The organism is Rariglobus hedericola, assembly GCF_007559335.1.
In the GTDB taxonomy this organism is placed as follows: Bacteria; Verrucomicrobiota; Verrucomicrobiia; order Opitutales; family Opitutaceae; genus Rariglobus; species Rariglobus hedericola.
This window is the reverse complement of record NZ_VMBG01000001.1, coordinates 923,519-948,775: the sequence shown is the minus strand read 5'-3', so window position 1 is coordinate 948,775 and position 25,257 is coordinate 923,519. Positions and strand designations below refer to the sequence as shown.

26 protein-coding genes, 1 tRNA gene and 1 pseudogene are annotated in these 25,257 nt (G+C 57.5%); 12 read left to right on the top strand and 16 right to left on the bottom strand.

Going from position 1 to position 25,257, the window contains the following annotated elements; genetic code table 11:
- Positions 1-40: 40 nt before the first annotated feature.
- Positions 41-132, bottom strand: a tRNA-Ser gene (locus FPL22_RS04245).
- A 187-nt stretch (positions 133-319) separates the two neighbouring features.
- Complete coding sequence (locus FPL22_RS04240; RefSeq protein ID WP_144228858.1) at positions 320-1,027, bottom strand: hypothetical protein; 708 nt, start codon at positions 1,025-1,027, stop codon at positions 320-322.
- Between the two features lie 229 nt (positions 1,028-1,256).
- Here FPL22_RS04240 and FPL22_RS04235 point away from each other — a divergent pair, with 229 nt between their 5' ends.
- The 9 genes from FPL22_RS04235 (at position 1,257) to FPL22_RS04195 (ending at position 8,648) form a co-directional block, all read left to right on the top strand.
- The gene (locus tag FPL22_RS04235) at positions 1,257-1,532 is read left to right on the top strand and encodes an acylphosphatase (protein ID WP_144228857.1); all 276 of its coding nucleotides are present in this window, start codon (positions 1,257-1,259) and stop codon (positions 1,530-1,532) included.
- Positions 1,529-2,407, top strand: coding sequence for an ABC transporter ATP-binding protein (locus FPL22_RS04230; RefSeq protein ID WP_144228856.1), 879 nt, complete (start codon positions 1,529-1,531; stop codon positions 2,405-2,407). The genes FPL22_RS04235 and FPL22_RS04230 overlap by 4 nt, the downstream gene beginning before the upstream one ends.
- Entirely contained in the window at positions 2,404-3,264 is an 861-nt protein-coding gene (locus FPL22_RS04225) for an ABC transporter permease (RefSeq protein WP_144228855.1), read from the top strand. Before FPL22_RS04230 ends, FPL22_RS04225 begins: the two co-directional genes overlap by 4 nt.
- A complete protein-coding gene (locus FPL22_RS04220) occupies positions 3,254-4,078 on the top strand; it encodes a tetratricopeptide repeat protein (RefSeq protein ID WP_238991310.1) in 825 nt (274 codons plus the stop codon). The genes FPL22_RS04225 and FPL22_RS04220 overlap by 11 nt, the downstream gene beginning before the upstream one ends.
- A 75-nt stretch (positions 4,079-4,153) precedes the next feature.
- Positions 4,154-4,774 (top strand): adenylyl-sulfate kinase, encoded by a 621-nt coding sequence (cysC, locus tag FPL22_RS04215; RefSeq protein ID WP_144228854.1) that lies wholly within the window; start codon positions 4,154-4,156, stop codon positions 4,772-4,774.
- Positions 4,775-4,779: 5 nt separating this feature from the next.
- Complete coding sequence (cysD, locus tag FPL22_RS04210) at positions 4,780-5,685, top strand: sulfate adenylyltransferase subunit CysD (protein ID WP_144228853.1); 906 nt, start codon at positions 4,780-4,782, stop codon at positions 5,683-5,685.
- 58 nt (positions 5,686-5,743) lie between these two features.
- Entirely contained in the window at positions 5,744-7,042 is a 1,299-nt protein-coding gene (locus FPL22_RS04205; protein WP_144228852.1) for a sulfate adenylyltransferase subunit 1, read from the top strand.
- Between the two features lie 47 nt (positions 7,043-7,089).
- Positions 7,090-7,740 carry a hypothetical protein gene (locus tag FPL22_RS04200; protein ID WP_144228851.1) on the top strand — a complete coding sequence of 217 codons (651 nt, stop codon included), beginning with the start codon at positions 7,090-7,092 and terminating at the stop codon, positions 7,738-7,740.
- Positions 7,741-7,742: 2 nt separating this feature from the next.
- Positions 7,743-8,648, top strand: a complete 906-nt coding sequence (locus FPL22_RS04195; protein ID WP_144228850.1) for a 1,4-dihydroxy-2-naphthoate polyprenyltransferase — start codon at positions 7,743-7,745, stop codon at positions 8,646-8,648.
- Between the two features lie 72 nt (positions 8,649-8,720).
- Here FPL22_RS04195 and trxA read toward each other — a convergent pair whose 3' ends face one another.
- The 6 genes from trxA to FPL22_RS04165 form a co-directional block, all read right to left on the bottom strand.
- Complete coding sequence (gene trxA / locus FPL22_RS04190; protein ID WP_144228849.1) at positions 8,721-9,044, bottom strand: thioredoxin; 324 nt, start codon at positions 9,042-9,044, stop codon at positions 8,721-8,723.
- 13 nt (positions 9,045-9,057) lie between these two features.
- The gene (locus tag FPL22_RS04185) at positions 9,058-9,519 is read right to left on the bottom strand and encodes a hypothetical protein (protein WP_144228848.1); all 462 of its coding nucleotides are present in this window, start codon (positions 9,517-9,519) and stop codon (positions 9,058-9,060) included.
- A gap of 17 nt (positions 9,520-9,536) precedes the next feature.
- On the bottom strand, positions 9,537-9,803 hold the full coding sequence (locus tag FPL22_RS04180; RefSeq protein WP_144228847.1) for a hypothetical protein: 267 nt from the start codon (positions 9,801-9,803) through the stop codon (positions 9,537-9,539).
- Entirely contained in the window at positions 9,800-10,684 is an 885-nt protein-coding gene (locus FPL22_RS04175; protein ID WP_144228846.1) for a segregation and condensation protein A, read from the bottom strand. The genes FPL22_RS04180 and FPL22_RS04175 overlap by 4 nt, the downstream gene beginning before the upstream one ends.
- A 156-nt stretch (positions 10,685-10,840) precedes the next feature.
- The gene (locus FPL22_RS04170) at positions 10,841-12,448 is read right to left on the bottom strand and encodes an exosortase/archaeosortase family protein (RefSeq protein ID WP_144228845.1); all 1,608 of its coding nucleotides are present in this window, start codon (positions 12,446-12,448) and stop codon (positions 10,841-10,843) included.
- Positions 12,445-13,926 (bottom strand): tetratricopeptide repeat protein, encoded by a 1,482-nt coding sequence (locus FPL22_RS04165; protein WP_144228844.1) that lies wholly within the window; start codon positions 13,924-13,926, stop codon positions 12,445-12,447. The genes FPL22_RS04170 and FPL22_RS04165 overlap by 4 nt, the downstream gene beginning before the upstream one ends.
- Between FPL22_RS04165 and FPL22_RS04160 the strand changes: the two genes are divergently transcribed.
- Positions 13,925-14,107 carry a hypothetical protein gene (locus FPL22_RS04160; RefSeq protein WP_144228843.1) on the top strand — a complete coding sequence of 61 codons (183 nt, stop codon included), beginning with the start codon at positions 13,925-13,927 and terminating at the stop codon, positions 14,105-14,107. The genes FPL22_RS04165 and FPL22_RS04160 overlap by 2 nt on opposite strands.
- 91 nt (positions 14,108-14,198) lie before the next feature.
- Positions 14,199-14,813: a redoxin domain-containing protein gene (locus FPL22_RS04155; protein ID WP_144228842.1), complete on the top strand. Its 615-nt coding sequence runs from the start codon at positions 14,199-14,201 to the stop codon at positions 14,811-14,813.
- A 287-nt stretch (positions 14,814-15,100) separates the two neighbouring features.
- Here FPL22_RS04155 and dapF read toward each other — a convergent pair whose 3' ends face one another.
- Positions 15,101-15,955 carry a diaminopimelate epimerase gene (dapF, locus tag FPL22_RS04150; RefSeq protein ID WP_144228841.1) on the bottom strand — a complete coding sequence of 285 codons (855 nt, stop codon included), beginning with the start codon at positions 15,953-15,955 and terminating at the stop codon, positions 15,101-15,103.
- 881 nt (positions 15,956-16,836) lie between these two features.
- Here dapF and FPL22_RS04145 point away from each other — a divergent pair.
- Complete coding sequence (locus FPL22_RS04145; RefSeq protein ID WP_144228840.1) at positions 16,837-17,562, top strand: hypothetical protein; 726 nt, start codon at positions 16,837-16,839, stop codon at positions 17,560-17,562.
- A gap of 84 nt (positions 17,563-17,646) precedes the next feature.
- Here the strand turns inward: FPL22_RS04145 and FPL22_RS04140 are convergent, their stop codons facing one another.
- The 7 genes and pseudogenes from FPL22_RS04140 to FPL22_RS04110 form a co-directional block, all read right to left on the bottom strand.
- Positions 17,647-18,492 carry a hypothetical protein gene (locus FPL22_RS04140; RefSeq protein WP_144228839.1) on the bottom strand — a complete coding sequence of 282 codons (846 nt, stop codon included), beginning with the start codon at positions 18,490-18,492 and terminating at the stop codon, positions 17,647-17,649.
- A 42-nt stretch (positions 18,493-18,534) separates the two neighbouring features.
- The gene (locus tag FPL22_RS04135; protein WP_144228838.1) at positions 18,535-19,104 is read right to left on the bottom strand and encodes a hypothetical protein; all 570 of its coding nucleotides are present in this window, start codon (positions 19,102-19,104) and stop codon (positions 18,535-18,537) included.
- A gap of 78 nt (positions 19,105-19,182) precedes the next feature.
- Positions 19,183-20,037, bottom strand: a complete 855-nt coding sequence (locus FPL22_RS04130) for a hypothetical protein (protein WP_144228837.1) — start codon at positions 20,035-20,037, stop codon at positions 19,183-19,185.
- Positions 20,036-20,302 (bottom strand): annotated as a pseudogene (locus tag FPL22_RS04125) (DUF91 domain-containing protein); the annotation flags it as partial. The pseudogene FPL22_RS04125 and the gene FPL22_RS04130, both read right to left, overlap by 2 nt.
- Positions 20,303-21,280, bottom strand: a complete 978-nt coding sequence (locus tag FPL22_RS04120; protein WP_144228836.1) for a restriction endonuclease — start codon at positions 21,278-21,280, stop codon at positions 20,303-20,305. It lies immediately after the preceding pseudogene.
- A gap of 139 nt (positions 21,281-21,419) precedes the next feature.
- Positions 21,420-24,419, bottom strand: coding sequence for a DEAD/DEAH box helicase (locus FPL22_RS04115; RefSeq protein ID WP_144228835.1), 3,000 nt, complete (start codon positions 24,417-24,419; stop codon positions 21,420-21,422).
- Positions 24,416-25,252: a Hachiman antiphage defense system protein HamA gene (locus FPL22_RS04110; RefSeq protein WP_144228834.1), complete on the bottom strand. Its 837-nt coding sequence runs from the start codon at positions 25,250-25,252 to the stop codon at positions 24,416-24,418. The genes FPL22_RS04115 and FPL22_RS04110 overlap by 4 nt, the downstream gene beginning before the upstream one ends.
- Positions 25,253-25,257 lie beyond the last annotated feature (5 nt).

Sequence of the window (25,257 nt, the reverse complement as noted above, 5' to 3'; positions counted from 1 at the left end):
TTCATCCAAATATTAACTCGTTAATTCATAACGAGTAAACTGGCGGAGAGGGGGGGATTCGAACCCCCGGTAGGCTGTTACACCTACGGCGCTTTAGCAAAGCGCTGCTTTCGACCACTCAGCCACCTCTCCGGATTGAAAACAGAAGGGATGAAGCAAAGGCGCGGAACGCAAAGTGCAAGGCCTTTTCTCGCGTGCGTTTCAATTCGACGTCGCTCAACTGGCCATCACCAGCCGGCTCCGTGGCGCGACTGATATCAGCGCCGGTCACCCTTGCCCTGCCCGCCAGCTTTAATAGCGGGCGGGCAGGGTGGTGAGGTTACGACGCGTCGTCGTCTTCAGCGGGGCGCTCGAGTTCCTCGCGGCACTCGTTCATGACGCGCAGCCAGATTTCCCGGAGATCGAACAGGCGCGGCTGGGCGTCTTCGCGGTAGTCGGCCACGGCGGTCAACTTTGAAACGCTCGCGGCATTGAGTAGCGAGAACGTGCGGTTGAGTTCGCCGAGTGCGCGCTTGAAGAGGCTGATCGCCATCGCGTAGTCGCCGAAGTCGAGTGCCTGAATCGCCAGCATGGCTTGTTCTTCGCCGCGATAGATCGAGGCGTGGATGTCGAGCGCGGTGGCTTGCGGGACCTTGGCGGGGTTGGCGCCAACGCCTTCCCACGAGCGTTTCAGGCTCAGGTAAATCGCCTTGGTGGAGATGAAAATCGGATTCTTGTGGAGCGTGTAGGGCTCGTCCTTGCCTTCGTTGATCTCAGCGGATGGCGATTCGCTCTCGTTGTCGTCGTCATCGCGGTCGAGGGAATCGGAAGGATCGGAGCTCCATGAATCCTCGTCCCATCCCATGAGGTGCGCGGTTTCATCGATGCGATCATCCTGATCCTTGAGTTGCTCGTAGTGGGCGAGGTAACGGTGAATTACGTCGTCTTGCTCGCGCAGATACTTTTCCCAATCAAATTCATTCCAGGCGAGCTCTCCACGATCTTCCCACTCGTTATCCGAGGGGCCGTCAGTTTCAAATTTGCTCATTTTGGTGGGGTCCGAAGACCTTGATTTGCAAGCTGCGCCGGAGGTCCTAAAATGCAACGAAAATTCCGCGATTTATCCAATGCTTCGCAGGCTGCTGGCGACAGGACGGCGTCGATGCAGGGGGCGGTCGCGAAACAGGGTGCCGGCGGCAGTTGCGCAGGAATTTCGCTCCGTTGACTTTGCGAGTTGAATCCCGCGCGGATGACCCGCTATTTTCCCGCCTTTATTCATGGCAGATGTTCATCACGAGACGGTTTACTTCACAGGTCATGTCCAAGGCGTGGGTTTTCGCTACACCACGCTGCAGGTGGCCAAGGAATTTGAAGTGACGGGACGCGTAGGCAATCAGACCGACGGACGCGTGCAACTCGAAGTTCAAGGGAACCTTCGCGATGTAAATGCGTTCGTAACGGCCGTGGAGGAGCGTATGCATGGCTACATCCGTCGCGTCGAACGCACCTCTGCCCAAGGCCCCGCAAAGTATCAGGACTTTCGCATCCAATGACCCAAACCAACCCCGCCTCCGCGATCGAGATCACCGGTCTGACGAAGGATTTCGCCCTTAACCTGCGCGGCATTAAGTTGCGCGCGGTCGAAAACCTCACCCTTAACGTCCCCGAGGGCCAGGTCTTCGGTCTGCTCGGGCCGAACGGGTCCGGCAAGAGCACGACCATCAAGATCATCCTCGGCTTGCTCGATCCCACCGTTGGCGAGTGCAAAGTCTTTGGTGTGCCCAGTGGCCGCGTCGATTCGCGTCTCAATGTCGGTTATCTGCCCGAGGCACCTTATTTTTATCGTTATCTGAGCGGTGAAGAACTCGTGCGGTTCTACGGGCGGATCTGCGGCGTGCCGAAAAAAATCCTCAAAGATCGTGTCCGCGAGGTCATCGATTGGGTGGGCTTGAGCGGTGCTTCGCATCGTCGCGTGGGCACTTATTCCAAGGGCATGTTGCAGCGCATCGGCCTTGCTCAGGCGCTCGTGCATGATCCGCGTCTGATCATTTTGGACGAACCGACCGCGGGTGTGGATCCGGTGGGATCGGCGGAGATTTCCGAACTCATTCTTAAACTCAAAACCCAGGGTAAAACTGTTTTGATCACCTCGCACTTGCTCGCGCAGATCGAGGACATCTGTGATCGCGTCGCTATTCTGGACAAGGGAAAGCTCATCGTGGAGGGATCGGTCAACGAACTCGTGGGCGTGAGCAACCGTCAGTCGCTCATCGTGGATTCATTGCCACCAGCCGAACTCGAGGAGTTGCGCGGATGGCTCGCGGCCCGCGGTCATGCACTGAATGCCGTCGAACAGCCGCGCACGCGACTCGATCAACTATTTCTTAGCAAAGTATCCCGTCCGCAAAAAGGAGGAGACATCAAATGAGCGTCACAACTGTATCCACCGGACGCACAGTTCCGTTTTCACTGGGCCGTCTCGGCATCGTGGCGGGTAACACCTTCCTCGAGGCCGTGCGCCAGAAGCTGTTCAACTTCCTGCTGCTCCTCGCGGTCGCCTTGGTAGCCAGCGCGCAGCTTTTCCGCGAGTTCAACTTCGGTTCGTCCGAGTTGAAGTTCATCTCCGATTTCGGTTTCGGCGCGATGGTGTTCTTCGGCTCGACGCTGACCATTGCCGCGACGGCGCAGTTGTTTTTTAGCGAGATCGAGAATCGCACTGCGCTCACCATTCTGGCGAAGCCGATCTGGCGCACGGAGTTTATCTTTGGGAAATTCCTAGGTGTGTTCGCGGTCGTAGGTGTGTTTTGCGCACTGACGACTCTCTTGCTGCTCGGGCTGTTGTATCATCGCGAGACGACGTTGATGAACGCGAATCCCGATGCGTTTGAAGGCGGGCGAATCATTCATTACGGTGACCTCGTTTTGATGGGTATCTTGCAGTGGTTGAAGTTTGGCGTGCTGGCGGCGATCACGCTGCTCATCGCCAGTTTTTCGAATACCAATCTCTACACGGTGGTCATGGGTTTCTTCGTGCTGGTGATCTGTCATCTGCAATATCTCGCTCGTGATGCCTACGGCCAGGTCGCCGCGCTGCCGCTGCGCTTGCTGGTGCAGTTGTTGGGTTACGTTTTCCCGAACTTCCAAGTGTTCAATCTGACCGACCAGATCGGCATCGGCCAAGGCATCGATACGCAGGTGTTTCTTCGCGTGGCCGGCTATGCGTTCATCTACATCGCGGTGATTGGCGGTCTCGCGGTTTACAGCTTCCGTAATCGTGAAATCTAACCTCGCCGCTTTTCGTCCGTTGTGGGCCGGGCTGTTGGTGGTGGTCGTGCTGACCGTCGCCGGAATCGCGGTGCGTCCGTTTGAGCAACCGGCGTGGGAATTCGTGCGCAGCAAGCAACCCGCGTTGAAACTGGATTCGTTGCAGGGCGCGCTGGGGCAGGGCGTCACGGTCGGTCTGCTCGGCGGCTTCCGCGCCATCGTGGCGGATTTCTTTTGGATCAAGACGAACTCCGTTTGGGAGGATAACGATCTGCCGGCCACGCAGACCTTCATCAAGCTGGTCACGGCGATTGATCCGCGGCCGCTGTATTTCTGGCAAAACGGTTCACGCATGATCGCTTATGACATGCCCAACTGGCGCATCAGCGCCGAGGGTGGTTACGACAAGGTTCCGCAGACCCGCCAACGCCAGATCGATGAACAGCAATCCGCGGTGGCCTTGAAATACCTCAATGAAGCCTTTGGGCATCATCCGGATTCCGCGCTGCTGTATGTGGAGATCGCCAACGTTTATCTGAACCGCCTCAAGGACACCGCATCCGCCGCCGAGGCTTACCGGAAGGCGTCCTTGCAAGCGAACGCACCTTATTATGCGGCGCGCATTTATCCCGAGCTTCTGCGCAAATTGGGCCGGCAGGCCGAAGCCTATGCCTGGCTTAAGGAGCTCTATCCCAAACTGCCGAAAAAGGCGGATCCGGCCAAAGGCATCACCGAATTCCAGGTCGATTCCGCCATGGCTCCGGTAGTGTTGGAAAGAATTCGTGAATTGGAGCAGGAATTGAATGTTCCTGATGCAGAGTATTTTAAACCATAGTTTGAATTGGGTTCAGGGAATTTTATCTTGCACGGAAAAGATTACCTCTGAAAGGTCATCAGTTTACTAAACTTCATGGCCGCTTCTACGCCCGACAACCTCTATCCCATTTTTGACCGCGTTCTGGGCCGGGCTGATAAAGAAGCTAAACTGAAACAGCGTGGGCGGGTGATCTGGCTCTATGGATTGTCCGGCTCGGGGAAGAGCACTTTGGCGATTTCCTTGGAGCGCCAACTTCATGCCGAGGGTCGGGTGACGCATCTGCTCGACGGCGATAACGTCCGCGTCGGTCTGAACCGTGATCTCGGGTTTACCGATGCCGATCGCGCCGAAAACATCCGCCGTATCGCGGAAGTGGCCAAGCTCTTCGTGCAGGCCGGCGTCGTGGTCATCGCGGCGTTTATCACGCCGTTGCGCGCCCATCGTCAGCTCGCGCGCTCGATCGTCGGTGCGGACGACTTCCTTGAAGTTTACGTGGCCGCATCCTTTGAAACCTGCGCCGTGCGCGATCCCAAGGGGCTCTATGCCAAGGCCCGCGCCGGTGGCGTCCAGCAGTTCACGGGCAAGGATTCTTCCTTCGAGCCTGCGTCCGCCGAGGACGTCGACGCACTCGTGATCGACACCGAAGCCGGTCCGGCCGAGGCCTCGCTGGCGCAACTTCACGCCGCGGTCGTTCCGCGCATCACTTTCCAATAATCGTAATGAGTTCCTACAACCTCACGCATCTCGCCCAACTCGAACACGAGGCCATCTTCATCATGCGCGAAGTCGCCGCGCAGTTCGAGAAACCCGCGCTGCTTTTCTCGGGCGGCAAGGATTCGATCGTCATGGTGCGCCTCGCACAAAAGGCCTTCGCTCCCGCCAAGATTCCGTTCCCGCTCGTCCACATCGACACCGGTCACAATTTCGAGGAGACGATCACGTTCCGCGACTGGCTCGCCAAGGATACCGGCAGCCGCCTGGTCGTTCGCTACGTGGAAGACTCCATCAAGGCCGGTCGCGCCCAGGAAGAGAAGGGGCCCAACCCGTCTCGCAACGGTCTTCAGACCATCACGCTGCTCGATACCATCGAAGAGTTTCGTTATGACGCCTGCCTCGGTGGCGCCCGCCGCGACGAGGAAAAGGCCCGCGCCAAGGAGCGTTTCTTTTCGCACCGCGACGAGTTCGGCCAGTGGGATCCGAAGAACCAGCGCCCCGAGCTCTGGAATCTGTTCAACGGACGCAAAAACGTGGGCGAACATTTCCGCGTGTTCCCGCTCTCCAACTGGACCGAGATGGATGTGTGGCAATACATCGCCCGCGAGAAGCTCGACATCCCGTCGATCTACTTCACGCACCAGCGCGAAATTGTGAATCGCAACGGCGTGCTCCTTTCCAAATCGCCTTTCATCACGCTCCTCGAAGGCGAGAAGTATGAGACCCGCACTGTGCGTTACCGCACCGTCGGTGACAGCACCTGCACCGGTGCCGTCGAGTCCGACGCCGCCGATCTCGGCGCGATCATCCAGGAAGTCGCCTCCGCGCGACAGACCGAACGCGGCACCCGTGCCGACGACAAGCGCTCCGAAACCGCCATGGAAGACCGCAAGAAGGCGGGTTATTTCTAAGCAGCGTTTCGCGCCTGCGCGCCTTTGACCTAAAAAAATCGAAATCAATTTCCAGAGAATGACCGCCTCCACGCCCGCTCCCGCCCACCAGCACACCGACCAGCATTACCTCGCCATGGACCTGCTCCGTTTCACCACGGCGGGCAGCGTGGATGATGGCAAATCCACGCTCATCGGTCGTCTTCTCTACGACTCCAAGTCGATCTTCGAAGACCAACTCGACGCCATCGAGCGCGCCACCGAGCAGCGCGGCGAGGAGCATTTGAATCTCTCGCTCCTTACCGATGGTCTCCGCGCCGAGCGCGAGCAGGGCATCACCATCGACGTCGCTTATCGCTACTTCGCCACGCCGCGCCGCAAGTTCATCGTGGCCGACACACCCGGCCACATCCAATACACGCGCAACATGGTGACCGGCGCCTCCACGGCCAACCTCGCCATCATCCTGATCGATGCGCGCAAGGGCGTGATCGAGCAGACCTGCCGCCACTCGTTCATCGCTTCACTGCTGCGCATTCCGCACGTCGTGGTGTGCGTGAACAAGATGGACCTCGTCGATTATTCCGAGGCACGCTTCAACGAGATCGTCGCGTCCTACAGCGAGTTTGCCTCCCGCCTGGAGATCCCTGACATCAAGTTCATCCCGATCTCCGCGCTGCACGGCGACAACGTGGTCGATCGTTCGGCGAAGATGCCGTGGTATCAGGGCAGTGCGCTGCTCTACACGCTGGAGACCGTTTACATCGGTAGCGACGTGAACCACATCGACGCGCGTTTTCCGGTGCAGACCGTGATCCGTCCCAATACCGACGAGCACCATGATTTCCGCGGTTTCGCGGGACGCGTGGCCGGTGGTGTCTTCAAAGTCGGCGACGAGATCGTTTCGCAGCCGTCCGGTCTCACGTCGCGCATCAAGTCCATCCAGGGTCCATCGGGCGACATCGCGGAGGCGTTCGCGCCAATGTCGGTCGTGATGACGCTCGAAGACGAGATCGATGTTTCCCGCGGCGACACCATCACCAAGGCCAACAACCCGCCGCACGTCACGCAGGACGTCGAGGCGATGATCTGCTGGTTCTCCGACAAGAAACTCGTGCCGAACGGCAAATACATCATCCGCCACACCACGCGCGAAGCGAAGTCGGTCATCAAGGCCGTGCGCTACAAGGTGAACATCAATACGCTTCACAAGGCCGAGGGTGATCTCGAGATCGGTATGAACGACATCGGTCGTATCCAGTTGCGCACCGCGGTGCCGCTGATTTCCGATTCTTATCAGCGCAACCGCAACACCGGCAGCTTCATCTTGATCGACGAATTCAGCAATGCGACGGTGGCCGCCGGCATGATCCTTTGACACGGATCGGCCGGCTGGCTTGAGTCGCCCGTCGTTTTCCAAATCAAGTGATCGTCAATTATTGGCTGCTGCCCATCGCCTTGTTACTGCTCTGGCTTCCCCGCCAGTGGCTCCGTTTTGGCGGCAAGGTGATTTCACTTCCGCGCCCTTCGCGACAGAGCCGTGACGACCATGACACGCGCGATGTCTCGCTGAAATATCGCGAAGAGTTCAGCAAGCCGCGCAACTGGGTAGATTTCCTCCGCGCCATCGCGGGTTCGCTGGCCATTTCCTATGCGTGTTTTGAGCGCGCGCCCGAGGCGGTGAAATCCGTGAGCACGGAAATTTTTATTCTCCAGTGCGTCCTCTTGTTCGTGGCCGTGGTCATCCAGACCGTTCGCTTCGAGGGTAAGGTGACGCTGTCGGCCCCGGTGTTTTTTATTCTCGGCCTGAGCTTCGGCATCATTGGTTGGAAGGCGGCGCTGTTCGCGTGCGTTGCCATCTGGGTGATCAATCTGGTGCTGCCGAGCGTGGCCATTTTCCTCTTTGTCTTCGCCGGACTCCAGGTGTGCTTCGGCCTGATCCTGCCACAACAGGCGACGACGCGTTCGGCCCTGCTCGCGGCAGCACTGGCGATTACGCCGGTCCTGTTTAGCGCGATTACCAAACGGCGCCTGGTGCGGTTGAATAAAAAGGGCCGGCAATCCCGCCGCGCATAATCATGGCGGCCGCCTCTACCGCTCCCTCGGTCCTTTCGATTTGGGTGGGGGCATCACGTCCGCGCACGTTGCCGGCGGCGATCGCGCCGGTGCTCGCGGCTTCGGCACTCGCGTGGCGGGACGGGGATTTCGAGGCACCCGCCTCAGGGGTGTGTCTCGCCTTTGCTCTGTTGATCCAGATCGGGACCAATTTCGCCAACGACTATTATGATTTCGTGAAGGGTGCCGACACCGCCGAGCGCGTGGGCCCGCGTCGGGCCGTCGCCTCGGGGTTGGTTGCGCCGGCGACGATGAAGCGCGCGATGATCGCGGTGTTTGCCGTGGCGTTTGCCACCGGTCTCACGTTGCTCGCTTATGGCGGTTGGCCGCTGCTGATCATCGGAGTTGCCAGCGTCGTGTGCGGAGTCGCTTACACGGGCGGTCCGTATCCGCTCGGTTACAACGGCCTCGGCGATATTTTTGTATTCATTTTCTTCGGACTGGTGGCGGTGGGAGCCACTTACTTCGTGCAGGCGGGCGTGATCACGCAGGAAGCTTGGATCATCGGCACGGGCATCGGTGCGCTGGCCGCAAATATCCTGGTCGTGAACAATTATCGCGACGTGGAAACCGATGCGAAGGCGGGCAAGCGCACACTCGTCGTGCGCTTTGGCCGTCGCTTCGCCCGAGCACAGTTTATCACGGGGCATGGGCTGGCCTTGGCGGCTTTGGTGGCGGTGGGCGCGGGTGACTGGCATCCGGCCTTCGTGATTACCGGCGCCGTGGTGTGTGTGGTGGCTGGTTGGATACAATCACGCCGATTGGCGCGGGCGACGGGTCCTGCGGAGCTCATCCGCCTGCTCGGGCAGACGGGTATGTATCTGGCCGTTTACGCCTTGGTGCTTTCGGCCGGATTGATTTGGGGCTGAGGAATCAAGGCCCAAAAAAAACCGCTGCGGTGAGGCAGCGGTTTTTTAAGGAGAGGCGGTGGGCCTCGGAGCTCAGATCTTGGCGATGAGCTTTTCCTTGAGGGTGGCCTTGGGCATCATGCCGACGAGGGTTTCCACAAGCACGCCGCCTTTGAAGAGGAGCATGGTGGGGATGGCGCGCACGCCGTATTCGGCGGCGATGGCGTCGTTGTCGTCCACGTTGACCTTGGTGATCGTCACCTTGCCGTCGAGTTCGTCGGCGAGCTCGGCGAGGATGGGGGCGATCGCTTTGCAGGGGCCGCACCACGGCGCCCAGAAGTCCACGAGGACGGGGGCGGGCGAGGCGATGGCGGTCTTGAAGGTGTCGGCGTTCAGGTGGGCGATTTTGTCGGACATGTGGTTAAAGGAATCAGCGTTTCAGGAAAAGCAAAACGGCGAAGGCGATGGCGACCGCGGCGGCAAAGCCGGCAACGATCGGCAGGAAGCCGGGGATGGAGTCATCGGTTTCTTCGATCACGGGCATCGGCGAGACGAACTTCGGAGCCTCGGGAAGTTTGTTGAGGGTGGGAGCACCGCTCGGGACAGGGCTGCCAGCGGGGCGCAGGCCCATGGGCGCGGTCGCGGGCGCAACCGGCGTGGGCGCACGCAGACCGCCAGCGGGAGCGGTGGGGAGTTTAAGCGGGGTCTGACCGGGAACCGGAGAGTAAGGTGCGGCGACGGGCGCGACGGGTGCGGCGGCTGCAGGCACAGGAGCGGACGGAATCGAAGTCGGCGGGAGTGCCGCAGGCGGTTGCATCAGCGGAGCGTGGGGGGCCGCAGGCGGGGGCACGGGGACGGGGCTAGGGGTCGGGCTGTCGGGGTTCAGGTTCATAATGGGTAAAAAAGGGTTTAGCGCGGGGTGGACTTGTGGATGATCTCGGCGAGCTCGCGGACATCAACCGTAGCAAGGTGTTTATCGCGACGTTTAAGTTCCTCAAACGTCTTCAACGTGGTCTCGGTCATGCGACCGTGGGTTTCCTCGGAGCCGCCCACGAGGACAAAGTGTTCGCCCTTGGTGATGCGCTTGTGGCCGTCCTCATTGTCCAGACCCACGCCGAGCAATCCGGCGGGTTTTGCCGGGGCTTTGCGAGTGGACTTGGGGGGCTGTTTGCTCACTCGGTTACGGTGCTTGCTTCCACGGGTGTTTCAAGCGGCTTTTCGAAATTGGAGCCGGTCGCTTCGGGCGCGATCGGTGCGTCCGGAGCGGTCACGGGAGGCGGTGTTTCTTCAACCGGCTCGGCGGCGGGCGGCGGGAGCGAGTCGTCGCGGGCGCTGCATTCGATGTCGGTGAACGCGTCGTTCTGGCGGACGCGGAGCTTGCCGAGACGGGTGAGCTCGAGGACGGCGATGAACGTGGCAACGAGCAGGCGGACGGTGATCTGCTGGTCGCCGAAAAGATCGGTGAAGACGAATTTCTGCCGCGTGCGGATGTATTCAAGAATCTCCTCCATCTTGTCGGAGACCGTGACCTGTTCGTCCTGGATCTGGCCGACGACGAGTTTCTCGGCGAGACGGCGGAGGACGATGTTGAACGCGTTCCAGAGCTCGATGCGATCAACGCTCTTGAGCGGGCGTTCGGATTCGGTGAGGCGGAGCTCGGAAACGTAGCGGGCGAGCAGATCGCGTTGGAACACGGCGAGCTCGTCGAGCTTGGCGGCGGCCTCTTTGAACTTTTTGTATTGGAGGAGCTGGTGGACGAGTTCCCAGCGGGGATCCATTTCCTCCTCGGTGGCGTTGGGATCGACGGCGGCTTGTCCGCGGGGGAGGAGCATGCGGCTCTTGATCTCCATCAACGTGGCGGCCATCACGAAAAATTCGCCGGCGATATCGAGGTCCAGTTCACGCAGGGAATGGAGCACGTCGATGTATTGGCGGGTGACCGAGACGATCGGAATATCGTAAATATCGATCTCGTTTTTCTTGATCAGAAAAAGGAGGAGATCGAGGGGCCCCTCAAAGACTGGGAGCTTGATGCGATAATCGGCGTCGGGAACCACGGTCGGGAGATGCTTGGCGGCGGCGGAGGGGCGGCAACGAAAAACTTGGCCAATACGTTCAAAGAATGACCAAGCCCAACACGCCCAGGGCGAGCAACAAGGCGACGAGGCCGAGGGCGTAGCGTTCGCGGGCGGTGAGACGGAAAAGCATGGTGGTTACAGGCCGAAGGGTTGGAGGTGGTCGAGGATGCCGGTGACCAGCGGGTCGTCTTTGATTTCCTCCCACGGGTGGTTGCTGGAAACACGCACAAACAGCTGCTCGCCGGCGGTGCGAAAGCCGTAGTCCCAGGCGAGTTTCAGCAGGGCGACGGCGGAGCGCGGGTCGTTCTGGGTGATGGAGCGGCCGTCGTAGAGATGCCAATACCAGACGTTTTGCAGGAAGTTCGATTGGGTGAACGCGCGATATTCGGGCGCAGGCAGGGTGCGTGAACCGGCTTGAAACGGGATCGCGACCGGCGCGACGGGTTGCTCCGTCCAGCCGCCGGCCGGCCAGCAGGCGGCGGGGGTGTGGGCCGCGACAAGACTCACCGGCACCTGACCCGGCGACCAGTAGGCGATATAAACGCTGATCTGCAGCGGTTCGTCGGTGTTGAGTTTACGCTGACGACGCACGTAGGTGCGCTGGATGAGGTGATCGGTTTCAAGAACCGAGGTGAACTGATAGAGGTCTTCGGTTCGCACGATATCCCAGCCCGTCGGCGTAACGGGAAGAATCGCCGCCAAGTCTGGCGCCGGCCGGCTTTCGCGAACCGGACCGTGAGTGTTGAGAACGAAGAACGCCACCAGGGCACAGGCGAGCGCGTAACCGGAAAGAATGCCCCACGGCGCGACGGGCGCGGGCTGCGGTTCAGCTGCGATGGTCTCGGGCGAACGCGTGTCGCGCGCAGGGTCTTCCAACCACACAGCGAGCGCTCCCAAGATCACTGCAGTGACGCCGAGCACGGCGAATCCGGTGAGGTCATGCCACTTGCCGCCGATGTCCACGCCGGCGTTGGCGAGGAGCGTGAGGCCGAGCGAACGAATGATGTTCATCCCGAACGCGAGCAGCGGGGCGAGGGCGATCAACAGCACGCGAGCCCACGGCCTGCGAACGAGCGTGGCTGAAAAGAACACCGCGGCGACGACGCAGGAGAGCAGGCTGCGCACGCCGCTGCAGGCTTCCTCGACGCCGACGTTGGTGTGCGCGAGTTGGATGATGTTGCCCGAGGTCGATGCCGCTATGCCAAGCAGGTGGAGCGCTTCGAGCACGATGTTGGTCACCCACAACTGGAGTTGCAGCGTGATGCGCGAATACGTGCCGGGCGGAATCGGTGCGCAGAGCGGCCACAAGGCAACCGCGACGAACGAGGTCCAATTAAAGGGCAGCGCGCGCACCCGCTTGGTCGAGAGCCAGAGGAGCGCCGCCAGCAACAATCCCGACAACGCCACCGCCAGCGAGAAACCGACGAGCGCATGCGTCCATTCGACGGCCGCGGCGTAGAGACCGGCGACACAGGTGACCACGATGCCGCCGGTGAGTGCGGCGGCGCGCAGCACGCGGGTTCCGGTGGTGTCGTCGAGATAATGCCACGGCCCGCGACGGCGGCTTTCGTGCAGCAGCAGGATAAACAACACCGGCGCAAACAGGCCGTGCGAGAGATCGGGGTTGTGCAGCCACTCCGGCAGCATTTGCAGGCACAGCGCGACCGTGAGCACGGCGGCCAGCGTTACCACCATCCAGCCCGACGGGCGAAGTGACGATAAATTGATCGGGGTGGTGCTCAAGGGACGGGAGCGTAGTGGTCGAACAACGCGTAACTGACCTCCAACGGCAGCGGTTGCAATGCCTGCAGGTAGTTTTCCACGCGCCGGTTACTGGAGGCGTTCATCAACGTGTCGCCGATGAGATCGAGTGAGCGGAAATCGGTGCGCACGATTTGCTTGATCCGCGCGGAGACCCAGCGGAGGTGCGTCTCATCACGACCCACACCCGCGGCGCAGAATAAAGAAAGATACGCGGAGTAGCTCGTTGCTTCGATTGGCAGCGGATCACGTTCCAAGCGCGCGAAGACCACGTCGCGCACCGCTGCGTCGGGATAGCGGATCAAGTGGGCGCTGAGCAGTTCCATGATCACGGGTTCGGGTTTTGTGACGAGGAGGGTTTCGACTTCGCTGCGAAGCGTCGTGCCCCAGCGCAGGGTGGCGATGGCGTCGAGGCGCAGCGCGATCAGGTCGCGCGGGCCGAGCAGACTGGAGCGTTTATCAATCCATTGGAGCGCCTCTTGAGCGAACCCGCGGTCGATCAGCTGACGGCACACTTGGAAAAAAGACAGCGCATCACCTGCACCCGCCGCGGCGGTGAGCAAGCGCGCGCGGGCTTGGTCGGGCTTGTTTTTTTGCAGGTCTTTCGAGAGCGTGAGCAGAAATGTGACGGTCGACGGCATGCCCGCGGTGGTCGCGATTTGTTCGCGCGCCGCGGCGTTGCCCGTGCGGCGGTTGGCGAAAAGAAACGCGTTCAACCACGCGCCCGATTGATCGGGTGCGGCGATGATGCGTTCGACGGCGAGTGCTTCGATGGCGGGGAAATCACCGCGGGCGAGCAGGGCGAGAAACCAGACTTGGGCGGTCGCCTCGGCTTCTTCGGGGTGTTCGTGGAGCAGGCGGCTGTAAACCTGGTTGGACAAACTCGGCTGCGGCACTTGCCAGAAGTGGGCGAGCTGGCGGCCGGCCGCGTAGTTCGTCGGATCAAGGTTGTAGGCGGTGGACAGAGCGAGGACCGCCGACTGCATGTCGCCCGAGGCAACGCCGGCCTGATACTTTTGCAGGAAAAACTCCGTGCGGATGGGCGTGAACTTCGACCACGCCGGCGGCCACAGCACGCCGGCATACGTGACCTGATAACCGACCGAGCGCATGAAGATGAAAGCCGACAACCCGGCCACGAGGTAACACGTGACGAACGCCGTCCCGTAAAACACGCCCGCGCGTCCCCAGAACGGCCGCACGTCGGTCCGGTTCACCGAGCAACGCCACGGGCCGGCCTCGGTTTGTTGCAGCAGCGGGCACACCCGCCGGAAGCGCGCGGGCTCGTTCCAGTGGATCATCGCCGCGCAGCCGGTCTCGAACGCGCGCCCCGAATCACTGGGATGCTGGCAGGGGCAGCGACCGCGGCCGTGTTTCAGCCGGCGGCGATAAACCGTCTTGCGTGCGTTCCAATAAAGGAGGCCCCACGCGAGGCGGAAAAAATCAGTGATCCATCCCATGTCCGTGCAGAATAGGGTGTGTTTGCTAAATAAACCAGCCCATCGCTGGGCGCTCTACGAGTTAAGTGAGAAAAAGCACTGGGCCGGCGTTGCCCTCGGCGGCACGACCCTCTGGGTCGCCTCCGCCTCGGTCGCCTTGGCCGAGCGCCTTTTCTCACTCACGCTGGTCCGGTTTATTTAGCAAACACACCCTGGCTGCCCCGCTTTCCTTTCAGCAACAACGGGATTTACCAAGGGAACAAAACACGCTTTGAACAGACTACCTCCCCATCATGACAACCCAACTCATTCGCTCCTGTTTTGCGGCCGTCACGGCCGTTGTTTTCGCGGCCGGTCTCCACGCCGCCGCCGTGGTCGGTCAGCCCGCTCCTGATTTTAAGCTCACCGATATCAAGGGCACGACGCACAACCTCGCCGACTTCAAGGGCAAGACCGTCGTCCTCGAGTGGGTCAACCCCGAGTGCCCGTTCGTCGTGAAACATTACGAGAAGAGCGACAACATCCCCTCGCTCCAGAAAACCGCCACGGCCGACGGCGTCATCTGGCTCTCCATCAATTCCGCCGCCGCCGGCAAACAGGGTGACTTCGATGCCGCCAAGGTCGCCGCGTGGTCCGCAAAAACGAAGGCCGCTCCGACTGCCTATCTGCGCGACACCGATGGCTCGGTGGGCAAACTCTACGGCGCTAAAACCACCCCGCACATCTTTGTGATCAACCCCGAGGGCGTGGTCGTTTATAACGGCGCGATCGATAGCATCAAATCCGCCGACGCCGAGGACATCACCAAGGCTGAGAACTATGCCGCCGCCGCGCTCGCCGCCGTGAAGGCCGGCCACGCCGTCGCCAAGCCCACCACGCAGCCGTATGGCTGCTCGGTGAAATACTGAGGTTTTAATACTGAGGTTTTAAACGCAGAGGTCGCGGAGAACGCAGAGTGGTTTTTGTGCTCTGTCCTCGGTGATCGCTGCGTCCTTTGGGTTAATTTTAACCCAGCAAAAAGCCCGCCTTCATCGGCGGGCTTTTTTTATGGGGCGAGTGGCCGTGGGCGTGTGTTCGGTGGAATACAGAGGTTTTAAACGCGGAGGTCGCGGAGGACGCAGAGGTTCTTCTTCTCGGTCCGCTGCTCTGTGAGCTCTGCGGCCTCTGCGTTAATTTCCTCCTTTTTGTTTTCGCCTCAGACCTTCACTTCGAAGAGCTGCGCGTGCATGTCGCCGACGGCGACCTTGTTCACGGTGCCGGTCATGCGGATGGCGTAGTTGGCGCCGATCTCGATGCCGATGGTGCCGCCGGGCATGTGCACGGTGATGTCGTTGTCCACCAGACCGAGCTTGTGCGCGACCGAGGCGGCGGCGCTGGAGCTGCTGCCCGAGGCGAGCGTGTAGCCGGCGCCGCGCTCCCAGATTTCGATGCGGATGTTTTTGCGATCAAGCACCTGCAGGAACTGGACGTTGGTCTTGCGCGGGAAGTTCGCGTGGGTTTCCAGGTGCGGGCCGTATTTGTGCGCGAGCTCGGCGGAGACTTCCGGCAGCGGGAGAACGCAGTGCGGGTTACCGATGGTGGCCGAGCAATAGGTGAACGTGCGATCCAGGACGGTGATCTGCTCGTTGATGACTTCGCGCTCAGGGCCGGTGTGCGGAATCTTAGTGCTCACGAAGGAGACCGAGCCCATGTCCACGGTGATGAGCTTGCCGTCTTCCTTGATGACGGACGTGACCTGGCCGCCGGGCGTCTCGATGGTGAACGTGGCGTTCTTGGCGAGCTTCTGGTCCCAGAGGTAGCGGGAGAAAATGCGCAGGCCGTTGCCGGACTTTTCGGCCTCGGAACCGTCGGGGTTGAAGATGCGCAGACCGAACTCGGATTTTTCGGAGGGCAGGGGGCCCCAGAGAATGCCGTCGGAGCCGACGCCAAAGTTGCGATGGCAGATCACGCGGATCTCATCGACGGACGGACCGTTCTTCCACTGGGGGAAATCAACGGGATCGCAGACGATGTAGTCGTTGCCGAGGGCGTGGTATTTGTAGAAGCGCATGGAATGAAAAGAGCCGTGAGCATTGTCTGCCAAAACGGCCGATGACACGGAAAATCTGTGCGGCCTGCCGGTTTCACGTTCGAGGCGTGGTTTTAACGCAGAGGTGGTAGGACGCGTAGGATAGGAAGAGGAATTTTTTTAACGCAGAGGCGCAGAGAGGCGCGGAGAGTCGGAGACGGAGTTTTTGGACAGGATGGGGGATGAAGGGCGGGGATTTCGGAGTTTGGATATCCCGGATCGAATCCTGTTCATCCTGTCTAAACTCTGGATGTAGGTATTAAAATTGGCGTTCGCGGAAGGATCGGCGGCGATCACGGAAGGCTATTGGGCTTTCACGGAACCTTAATTCGTCTTCACGGAACGTTAATTGGCTTTCACGGAAAGCTAATCGGGGTTCACGAATCGTTAATTGGCTTTCGGGGAAGGCTGGCGGACTTTCTCAGGATGCTAACGGGGATTCGTGGAATGATAACCGTTCATCGCAGCGCTCTAATTTGGTCACTCAACACGCTAGCGGGCTTTCACAGGAGGCGGGCCGGCGTTCCCAATGCCCTGACCGGCGTTCCGAACCTAGTAACAACTAGTCAGAGTATGCTAACTTTTTATAGCAGAACGCTAACTGGCTTTCAGAATGCGCTAACTTTCTTTCTTTTTTCGCTAACGGACGATGTAAACGCCTTCCGGTGGCATTTGCGGTGCTAAATTTGAGTCGAAGGGCGTTAATTCGTATCCAACCGCTGGTTTGGCGAAGGGTGGCCGTGGAAAACGGGCTCCCGCCGGCAGGAGGAAGGCGAGTCGAGGCCCTGCAGCCACCACACGGCGCGGCTTCCCGGTTTTGGGGAACGCGCCTCACCCACAACGACAGCCCAGTCCTCATCATCATGCCCGACAATAACACACCGCCCGACAATACGACACCGCCCGAGACACCTGCTCAGGCCGCCAAGCGCAACCGTTCACTCGTCAACCAAGGACACGCCGCCGACATCACGCTCGCCGGCGAGATCGCCAATACCGCCGAACTGCCCGCCTACGCCACCATCCTGGCGGGTGAGGGGATCGACGCGCCGTTTCTTACCAACCTCCGTTCCAAGATTACCGAAGCCGCCGCGCTGGTCGCCAACGCGGGCGGCAAGACGTCCGCCAAGGAAACCACCACCAAGGCGGAAGAGACCCGCAAGGCGGCGCTGCTGGAATTGATCGGCGTCATCCAGGCGCGGGCCAAGCGCAAGTATCCGATGGGAGATCCGCTGCGGGCCAATTACTTCATCTCCGAGCCAATCGCCGCCAACCGCGCGGTGCTGGAGACGAGCACCCGGTCGATCATCGCGCACCTGGCAACGGATGAGCTGCCGGGGATGAAGACAGGCGACGTGCCCGCATTGGAAGCGGCGCTCGCCGCCTACCTCGCGGTGCAAACGATCCAGGCCGGCGACCAAAGCGGGGCAAGCGGAGCGCGGGCCAGTTATGAAGCCAAGGTGAAAGAAGTGTCCCGCCTGCGCCGCGAGATCCAATACGCGGTGGACGCCCACTGGCCCGCCAAGAAAAAAGCCAACGCCGCCATCCGCATAGAGTTCAAACTCTCGCCGGATCGCGCATTGGGTTGAGTTAAAAAAACGCGCCCGTGAGTGCCGGTGGGAAAACGCCCGCCGATGCTCACGGGCTTTTTTGTGAACGCGTCCAGTCCTGTATCAGTTGTGGTTTATGTTTCCGGTCCGGCCTTGGTTTTCATCGAGGTCTTTGGGCGACGACATGGGCGGCAGGGGCGGGACGACCGGGCCCATCAACTTAGCCCGACGAAACCAGAACAGGATCGCGCCGATGGGAATTGCGAAGGAGATAATCCAGGGTGAATAGGGGCTGGCGGCCATCCCACTCGCGCCGAAGAAAAGGATCGATAGCAGGTTGAATCCCACTTCGCCCGTGGTCCAGTTGATGGAGAAGGGAACCACGCCCACGAGGATAAACAGGATCCACATCCACTTTCGACGAGGTAGCTTGGTTTTAATGCACACCACGAGAGTGGTCAGAATGAACAAGGAAACGAGGGTTGCAGCGCCCAAAAAAAGGAAGTGCAGCGCGCCGGCGTGACGAAATGAAAACCGGTTCGCTTCTTGCAATGACTGCTGAAGCGACTGCGCCTTCAGCGTAACGATCTGGCGTTTTCCGCCGGGCAATTCACTCCACGTCACATAGACCAGCAGCCACTTCTTTCCGTCGTAACCCAGTTGGTAAATCAGATTGTTTTGAGTGCCCTCGGACGAAGAATAACTGACGTTGTAGCCGACCAGGTTGGTGACAGTGGGCGTCTCCTTCGGAATGTTTGCTCGCAGTTGCTCCAACGCCGCGAGGGCGTTTGTTGAAGGCACCGCCGGATCGAGCTCCGTAGTGAGCGCAACCAGATCGCCAGAAACGACCCGTTGGATGTAGTCCAAGGCAATGTGTTCTTTCGCATCATCCGCGAACTTCTCTATCATTTTTTCGGGGCTGCAACCGGTGAGGAATGCGGCCACCACAAGCACGAGGATTCTTTTCATGAAAGTTATGTTTTTGCGGCATTAATGCCATCAAGCAATCGGTCACCAGTTCTCGACGTGGTAGACGACTTCTCGTCGTTCCACCGACACCGCGGTCAAGGCGAGGAAGTTGTGATTCCAGTTCTTCTCAATGTCTTTGAGGTCGGTTCGAAAAAGAAACACGCGGAAATCGGACGGTAGTTCGGTGATGCTCTCGTAACTACGTTTTTCCATGTCGTCCTCAGTGAGGTTCCATTTTGGATAGCAACGAGGCGTCGGAGCTGGAGTAAACGTCTTCACCTCAGTTCGGCCGCTTTGCTCGAGTTCTGTAAGCAATTTTGCGATGTGCGCTGCAGGCAGACGCACGCGTAGCGTGAGATAATCACCTCCTTGAAGAAAATGGGGCGTGTGCACGAAGGAGGCTTCCTCGGTCTCAAAGGGGACGACTTTGGGGAGGAATTTATAGCCTTCGCCCCAAACCCGGCGTGCTTCGACGATCTCGGAGTAACGCGCCACGTCGATCTTGGTGCCCATCGACTCATATATCTCCTGTTTCACGGTCCACACACAGCCGCCGATCAACAGTGCCATGCCGATGAAAACGAGCAGGAGAATCCGCAGGACGAAATTCATTTAGAAAAGTAGCAAGTAACGGCCCGACCACTCCATGAATCTATGGCTTGAGCCCCCCATTGCGTCAAATTGCCAGTATTACGCCCATTTTTCTAAATCGAGTATCTCTATTTTTGATTCGAGGTCGACAGAGCAAAAGAGCTGAGACTTTTCACCTCGTTGCATGGCCTTCTTGATAGGTTTTATAAAATAGTCACTATTCACTCCGTTAGGGTGGGCCGCATCCACTGGAGGTGTATGTGGTCCAGTAGTAAGCCAGACGAACTTGGCGCTAGCGTTCACCACACTCGCCAAGGAGCAGACGACATCCTTCAGGTGTTTTGAGGTGATAGCGTTATGCCCCGTCAACTTCGACCACGCGACCCATACGCGGCGCACTTTATTTAGAGGGTATTTTGATTCATCTACTAACGAATTTAATAGTAAGTCTCGCTCTGCTTTTCTCAGCAAGGAGGGTGTTATCAAATTTTCATCTTTCAGCACTATTTTCGATTCTGTTTCGACGACGCTTCCAAGATTGAGGATAAGTGCCGTGCCAATCTGAACAGAGCCGCTGTCGTCTATTAAACTTTGGTTCGCAATATGCTCAAGAAGTCTGGAGGTTGCTAAGTATAGATTCGGTAAATCAGAATCCCGCTTCGCATCGTCCCACAATTGCCAATCGATAGTGTCCTCATTTCCTGAGGCCATTATTTTTCGCTCATTCCGTTCAACGAGATTGCCGGGATTTAGGCCGATAACGATTAATTTTATGTTATTGCGAGCCCATTGATACCATTTGGAAGCAGTGTCGGCTTCTAGGGCTTCAAGTTTCTTTTCTAGAATAACTTGATTTCGCGCTTTGGATGGAAGGACTATTGCGCCATCCACTCGGCTATTGAAGTCGATTGGGCCGAGCGCGTGGCATGAAAGGCGAAATACGTTAGCTCCCATAGTAGAGCCCTTGGTTGATGACGTTTTCGCTGAGTGATCGCTTGTATTCGATGATCACCGGACAGCCGTTTTCATCGATGCCGAGCGTATTGATACGACCGCCACGTTTGGCTCCGGTGCTGTATTCGGTGGATAGAAACGTGACGCCAAGCAACATGTCGAGATGGCGCTCGATGAGTTGTAGCGGTTTTTCCAGTGCTACGGAACTGCTGTGGATTTCGACCGCCGAGTTGGCACCGAAACGGAATAGTTTGATGTCGCTCATTTAGATAAAAGAATCGGGACTCCACGTTCCGTTTGCATACCGAACGAGCCATTGCCTGAGGTCATTTCTGTCTACCTTTCCCAATAAAAATTTCTCTCGTTCGATTCGTTGAAGTGCGCCCCTCGTAAGAAAAGTGGATGTAACTACGAGGGCTTTGTTAGCACCGTGCTCGGCGCGAGTATCGGCAAGTTCTCGAATAACGCTAAGTCCGACCTTCCCTTTACTGTATTTCTTAGCTTGCCAAAGGGTTTTCACCACTCCTGCGGGGCCCATGTCGCGAGTTGCTATGACATCTACGCCGCCGTCCTTTGTCCCTTGCATCAGCTCGACCTCATAACCATCAGCCTTTAATAGCTCGGCCACAAGTATTTCAAATGAACGCCAAGAGAGGTCTTCAAGGTTTTTCCCTTCGCTTATTAGCCGTTTCAACAATTCAAACGAGGGCGAGCCGGGTAGTGATAATGGGGGGGCGTTTCCTTGATGATCCTGCGCCTCATCAGCCTCGAATGTATAATTAAATTTGTTTTCGCCTCCATTACTTTCCCCTGGTCGAGTTAAGAATAGTATTCGATTATCCCGGTTTGCCTCTAGGAGAGGCCTGAACGAAGTGTCACTGTCTAGTGATCTATGGACCTCATCAACGACGATGAGAGTTCTGTTTTTTTTAGATATGGATATCAGTTCTTTTCTTTGAGATAGGTTGTCGAGAGACTGTAACGTGATCGACCTGCCTTGCTGTGCATTGATGCCAGCGTGGGTTTCTGCCATTTGGCGCCATTGCTCTTTGAGAACGATGCGGTCAGCTATGGTAAGAACCAAATCGCACTTGTTGGTGTGGAGTAGTTCTTTAGCGGCAATTAAAGTGGCGACGGTTTTTCCGCTCCCGGCCGCAGCGGCCAATTGGGCTTTGCGGGGGTATCCCGCAACATATCTGTCTACAAAACTTCGCTGCCAAGAGCTTAGATGGATAGGTTCCACTTGTTTATGTGTGAATTAGGTTTCGTCTTTAAGATCGTCTTCGATTGCGGCGAACTGCTCTAGGGCGGCGCGGAGGTCGCCGTCGGCACCGATGCTGGTGCGCTGCTCTTTTTGATAGATGTATAATGCATTCAAAATCCTATTCGCCTGTAGGTCTCCGCCCGGTGACGGACGACAAATCTTGCATTGTTCGCTGAAATACGAGCCCTCCGAGGTGGGTTCGCCATTCTTCCCGATGCGCTTCCAATGATCGCTGGGCGACATCAAAAACGTGTGCCTTGTCATCCATTTTAAAGTTTCCGGGAATCAGAACATTCCCGATTTCTACGAAAGCTCTGCGATGAGTAACACCGCCGGCCGCGAGAGTGCATCCGGCAACAGAAGGAACGCCAAACCTTAAGTGCTCTGGAAACTGGCGTGCCATCCGAGATATCTCCTGACCCTGCGATTGTAGGGCTTTCTCGAGTAATGCTATAGCCTGTTCAATAATTGTTTGAAGTGAAAATGTGAAGACTTGCGAATGGATTCCAAGGATCTCATCGACAGATCGGTTTGCACCGCTTGCAATTTGAAGGAAATTTGCGCCTGAGAGCCAAAGTTTAACCGTGGTGAAAAATTCCTCACGCAGAGAGTTTAAATCAACATCATCCCCGACACGGTATGCATCTCTTAACGAATGTTGTAGTTCCTTCTGGGTCCACGTCCATTGGAGAATCGGATCGACTAAACTCTGATCGGTTGGATCAACCACATCACTCCAAGTTGCACGCATCGGAAGAAGACCTGTTTCAACAACGTCAACCATTCGGGCTCTGGTTCCTGTCTCTCTAATCCATTCGAGCCGTCCATTTGCTTTCATTGCAAAAATTCGCTGGGCACGAAGAGTAAAGACGTCACGCAAAAGCTGTTTCGACGCTTCGCTGGCCTGGCGCGATGCGAATGTTTGATCTGCGAGCGCAGTGGCCAACCGGATTAGTTCTGGTTCACCTATTTCCACCGCTGCAAGCTCGACAAGTGTGGAGTCGATTCCATCAATGAGACTATAAACTAAAGGACTCCGCTCTAGCAGGGCGTTTGTCGGCACCACATTTCTTGCGACAAGTCTAGTGCGGACCTGATTAATCAACTTGAGTAGCGCACCAATGACTCGTTCCCCCTCAGCTTGCTGTGCCACCGCCGCAACTAACGGCCATTGATCTTCGTTCGCGCAAATGACTAATCCCTTCGTGGTAGATCCTGCCCTCCCGGCTCTTCCAACAAGGTTCTTTATATCTCGAGTCAATAGGTCTTCTCGAGTCCCATCGGCTCCCATTCTCTGAACTGAATATAGAACAAGAGTTCTAATTGGCAGGTTCACACCCTCTGCCAAAGTGCTCGTGCAGATTGCAAACGATATTTTTCCAGTTCGAAGAAGCGTTTCAAGGACCTCTCGAGTCTCTTGTGGAATATCCCCGTGATGAAGCACTGCACCTGTTTTTAGTGCGCGTGTTCCCACCCAATCCGCTCCATATTCAGTCTCAAGATAATCAGCGGCGAAGTTGACGGTGTTAACGTCGGCAAACTGAATAGGATTGGGCAGTGGTAACACTTTCTCGATTTGGGACAGTAGCTCTTCGGCAAGCCCCATCGCCCCTTGATTGCCTCGCTTGTTTGCTGCGAATACTACCGCAGCACCCATTGGTAATGCTTTCCTAGCAGCAGCGACGGCACGGGTTTTCACAGATGAAAACCCGTAGGTATTCGTTCTTCCGGTGTCAGGATTTACCCAATGGAAGTCTTCGCGTCGTAGGAACCGTTCAATTCTATAACGAATTGGAGCTGCTTCGTGAGGATGCATCTCGAGATCGAGGGGAGCACCTGCTCTTTGTCCTACGACACGAAGGACTGAAAACTCGGCAATAGCTGGGCGGTAGTCACTTTTTACAAGTGAATCCTGAGTTCCCCCAAGCCATGCGTTTATCTCATCGATGTTTGGAACGATTGCGGAGACAAAAACGTATCGTTGAACACCAGTCTCTCGAATTTTCATCCGCGCGAGGAGCAACTCCAATCCAACGCCACGAGAAGCTGCATCAAGAAGATGGCCCTCATCACAGATAACCAGTGTAATGCGTTTCGCGAAATCGGTATTTGCACTGAGAATGCCGGAGAGTGTTTCAGGCGTTGCGATCAACGCTCTAGTCTTATCAAAAGCACGCACTTCATCACCCGAGGGAACCGTGCCACCATATGCGCATCGTGCGGAAATCCCCATTCCGTTAAGATGACGAACAAGTGAGCCCCTCAATTCCGACGCCAACGATCGATATGGGACCAAGAGCACGGCTGCTGTTTCAGGGTGCGCGCTGAGATGGTAAAAAAGAAGGGTTTCACACAAGGCGGTTTTTCCTGCCCCAGTGGGCATCTGGAGCGAGAATGTCTCGGATTCAAGCAGTAGCCCGCGTTGAATAGCTGCGATCTGCGATGGGAAAAAATCCCAGCTGCCACGTGCTACCAGCGATGAAACCAGAGGCGTCCAGAATGGCCAGCTGCCGTCTGGTAGTATTGCGCGAAGGTTAGTTACGCTAAATTTATTAAGAAGGGATTGAAGTAGCCGTAGCGGAATCCATTCGTCTGGACCAACTGCTAAGGCCTTTCGTGCTGAGTCCGAGACTTGCGCCTCGATTTCCGCAATTCTTGCGAGGTCGCCGCGAATAAGTGCCGATTGAAGGTCTCGGATTAAGGGGGAACCGATTTCCTTCGGTTTCGCTAATAGGTCGTAACATGCTCGTTCGCCATCGCCTACTAATGGGTGGGTTAGGCTTTTAATTGTCACATAGGCGGAGGCCGAGAAACCACCAAAGTAAAATGCAGCTGCGGAGAACAGCGTTGCCTCAGCCTGCGATATGCCTGCCGTGCGAAGCTCAGCTGCTCTATCGACCGCCGCATAATGAGCCAGCGCATTGCCTAGTCGGCCCCAATCGGCTTGACTCGACCCGTTGCGCATACCGTCGAAGAGTTCGCCAACGAGAGCCACGTAAAGGTCGTCCTTGCGAGCGTGTTGATATGCAAGCGCGAGCGGAATTTCCCGCACGGCGAACCGGTCCATATGCCGAAGCGCATCCGCATCTCCGATCCAAGTCAAAAGGGCCGGGCTCATAGTTGTGGCGCTGCCGGTAGTGTATAAGATTTTGCGGCTTCAAAAACCGCATTATAAACAGTGTGAAGATTGGGCACCGCCACAACTACAAGCTCGTATTCAGGCGATGCCTGTTGAGGCGCATTTAGAAGTTCTGTATCTACGAGATTCTCACTAATAACCGCTACAGCGCGGAAACGTCTAATAGCCGGTGGGTGGTCCGTCGCTTTGATGAAGCGATTGAGGTGTGCTATTTGAACTTCTCCGATATTTTCCGTCAGCGCTCGCTCTTTGAGCCACTGTAGTGTTCTTGATAGGCGGCTTATGCGGTCTTTCTCACAATCAGTGATAGCGTCTTGAATTGGTGTTGAAGCGCCATTGGTTGCCTTCATTTTTACTTCTGCACACAATACCTCATCGCGAGTGCTCGATACGGGCCATGTCGGCAGGATAAAATGAACCACATCCGAACACGGAGCAGGTTTAGTTCGGTCCTGCTTCAGTCGCCATTTTTTTGGGCCGATTGTAACACTTGGTAAAGCTTTGGTTGCTTGATAGGCATAGATAAGTATTTCGCCAAAATCGCCAGCCATAGTTGAACTGGGATCGGGAAGTTTGGATTTTATAATTTCAGTTTGCCGGCTTTCGAAGGTGCCTCCGAGTTCCAGTTCCAATATTTGAGCCTGTGTGAGTAGCTTCTCATCACTTAAATAACAGCGACGGACAGCATCACGAAGGGCAGCCACCCACCCATTTGCGTTTGTAGCACTAACTCGCACAAGAGTATACGGAGTCTCCTGTTCATGGGCGAACCACGTAAGAACCTGACTGGGGTCTAGGCCGAGTTCATTCACTTTGC

Bases quoted from the DNA above. Each gene is read 5' to 3' on its own strand.
- FPL22_RS04240 (WP_144228858.1), bottom strand. From the start codon at position 1,027: ATGAGCAAATTTGAAACTGACGGCCCCTCGGATAACGAGTGGGAAGAT.
- FPL22_RS04235 (WP_144228857.1), top strand. From the start codon at position 1,257: ATGGCAGATGTTCATCACGAGACGGTTTACTTCACAGGTCATGTCCAA.
- FPL22_RS04230 (WP_144228856.1), top strand. From the start codon at position 1,529: ATGACCCAAACCAACCCCGCCTCCGCGATCGAGATCACCGGTCTGACG.
- FPL22_RS04225 (WP_144228855.1), top strand. From the start codon at position 2,404: ATGAGCGTCACAACTGTATCCACCGGACGCACAGTTCCGTTTTCACTG.
- cysC (WP_144228854.1), top strand. From the start codon at position 4,154: ATGGCCGCTTCTACGCCCGACAACCTCTATCCCATTTTTGACCGCGTT.
- cysD (WP_144228853.1), top strand. From the start codon at position 4,780: ATGAGTTCCTACAACCTCACGCATCTCGCCCAACTCGAACACGAGGCC.
- FPL22_RS04205 (WP_144228852.1), top strand. From the start codon at position 5,744: ATGACCGCCTCCACGCCCGCTCCCGCCCACCAGCACACCGACCAGCAT.
- FPL22_RS04195 (WP_144228850.1), top strand. From the start codon at position 7,743: ATGGCGGCCGCCTCTACCGCTCCCTCGGTCCTTTCGATTTGGGTGGGG.
- trxA (WP_144228849.1), bottom strand. From the start codon at position 9,044: ATGTCCGACAAAATCGCCCACCTGAACGCCGACACCTTCAAGACCGCC.
- FPL22_RS04185 (WP_144228848.1), bottom strand. From the start codon at position 9,519: ATGAACCTGAACCCCGACAGCCCGACCCCTAGCCCCGTCCCCGTGCCC.
- FPL22_RS04160 (WP_144228843.1), top strand. From the start codon at position 13,925: ATGTCCGTGCAGAATAGGGTGTGTTTGCTAAATAAACCAGCCCATCGC.
- FPL22_RS04165 (WP_144228844.1), bottom strand. From the start codon at position 13,926: ATGGGATGGATCACTGATTTTTTCCGCCTCGCGTGGGGCCTCCTTTAT.
- FPL22_RS04155 (WP_144228842.1), top strand. From the start codon at position 14,199: ATGACAACCCAACTCATTCGCTCCTGTTTTGCGGCCGTCACGGCCGTT.
- dapF (WP_144228841.1), bottom strand. From the start codon at position 15,955: ATGCGCTTCTACAAATACCACGCCCTCGGCAACGACTACATCGTCTGC.
- FPL22_RS04145 (WP_144228840.1), top strand. From the start codon at position 16,837: ATGCCCGACAATAACACACCGCCCGACAATACGACACCGCCCGAGACA.
- FPL22_RS04140 (WP_144228839.1), bottom strand. From the start codon at position 18,492: ATGAAAAGAATCCTCGTGCTTGTGGTGGCCGCATTCCTCACCGGTTGC.
- FPL22_RS04135 (WP_144228838.1), bottom strand. From the start codon at position 19,104: ATGAATTTCGTCCTGCGGATTCTCCTGCTCGTTTTCATCGGCATGGCA.
- FPL22_RS04130 (WP_144228837.1), bottom strand. From the start codon at position 20,037: ATGGGAGCTAACGTATTTCGCCTTTCATGCCACGCGCTCGGCCCAATC.
- FPL22_RS04115 (WP_144228835.1), bottom strand. From the start codon at position 24,419: ATGAGCCCGGCCCTTTTGACTTGGATCGGAGATGCGGATGCGCTTCGG.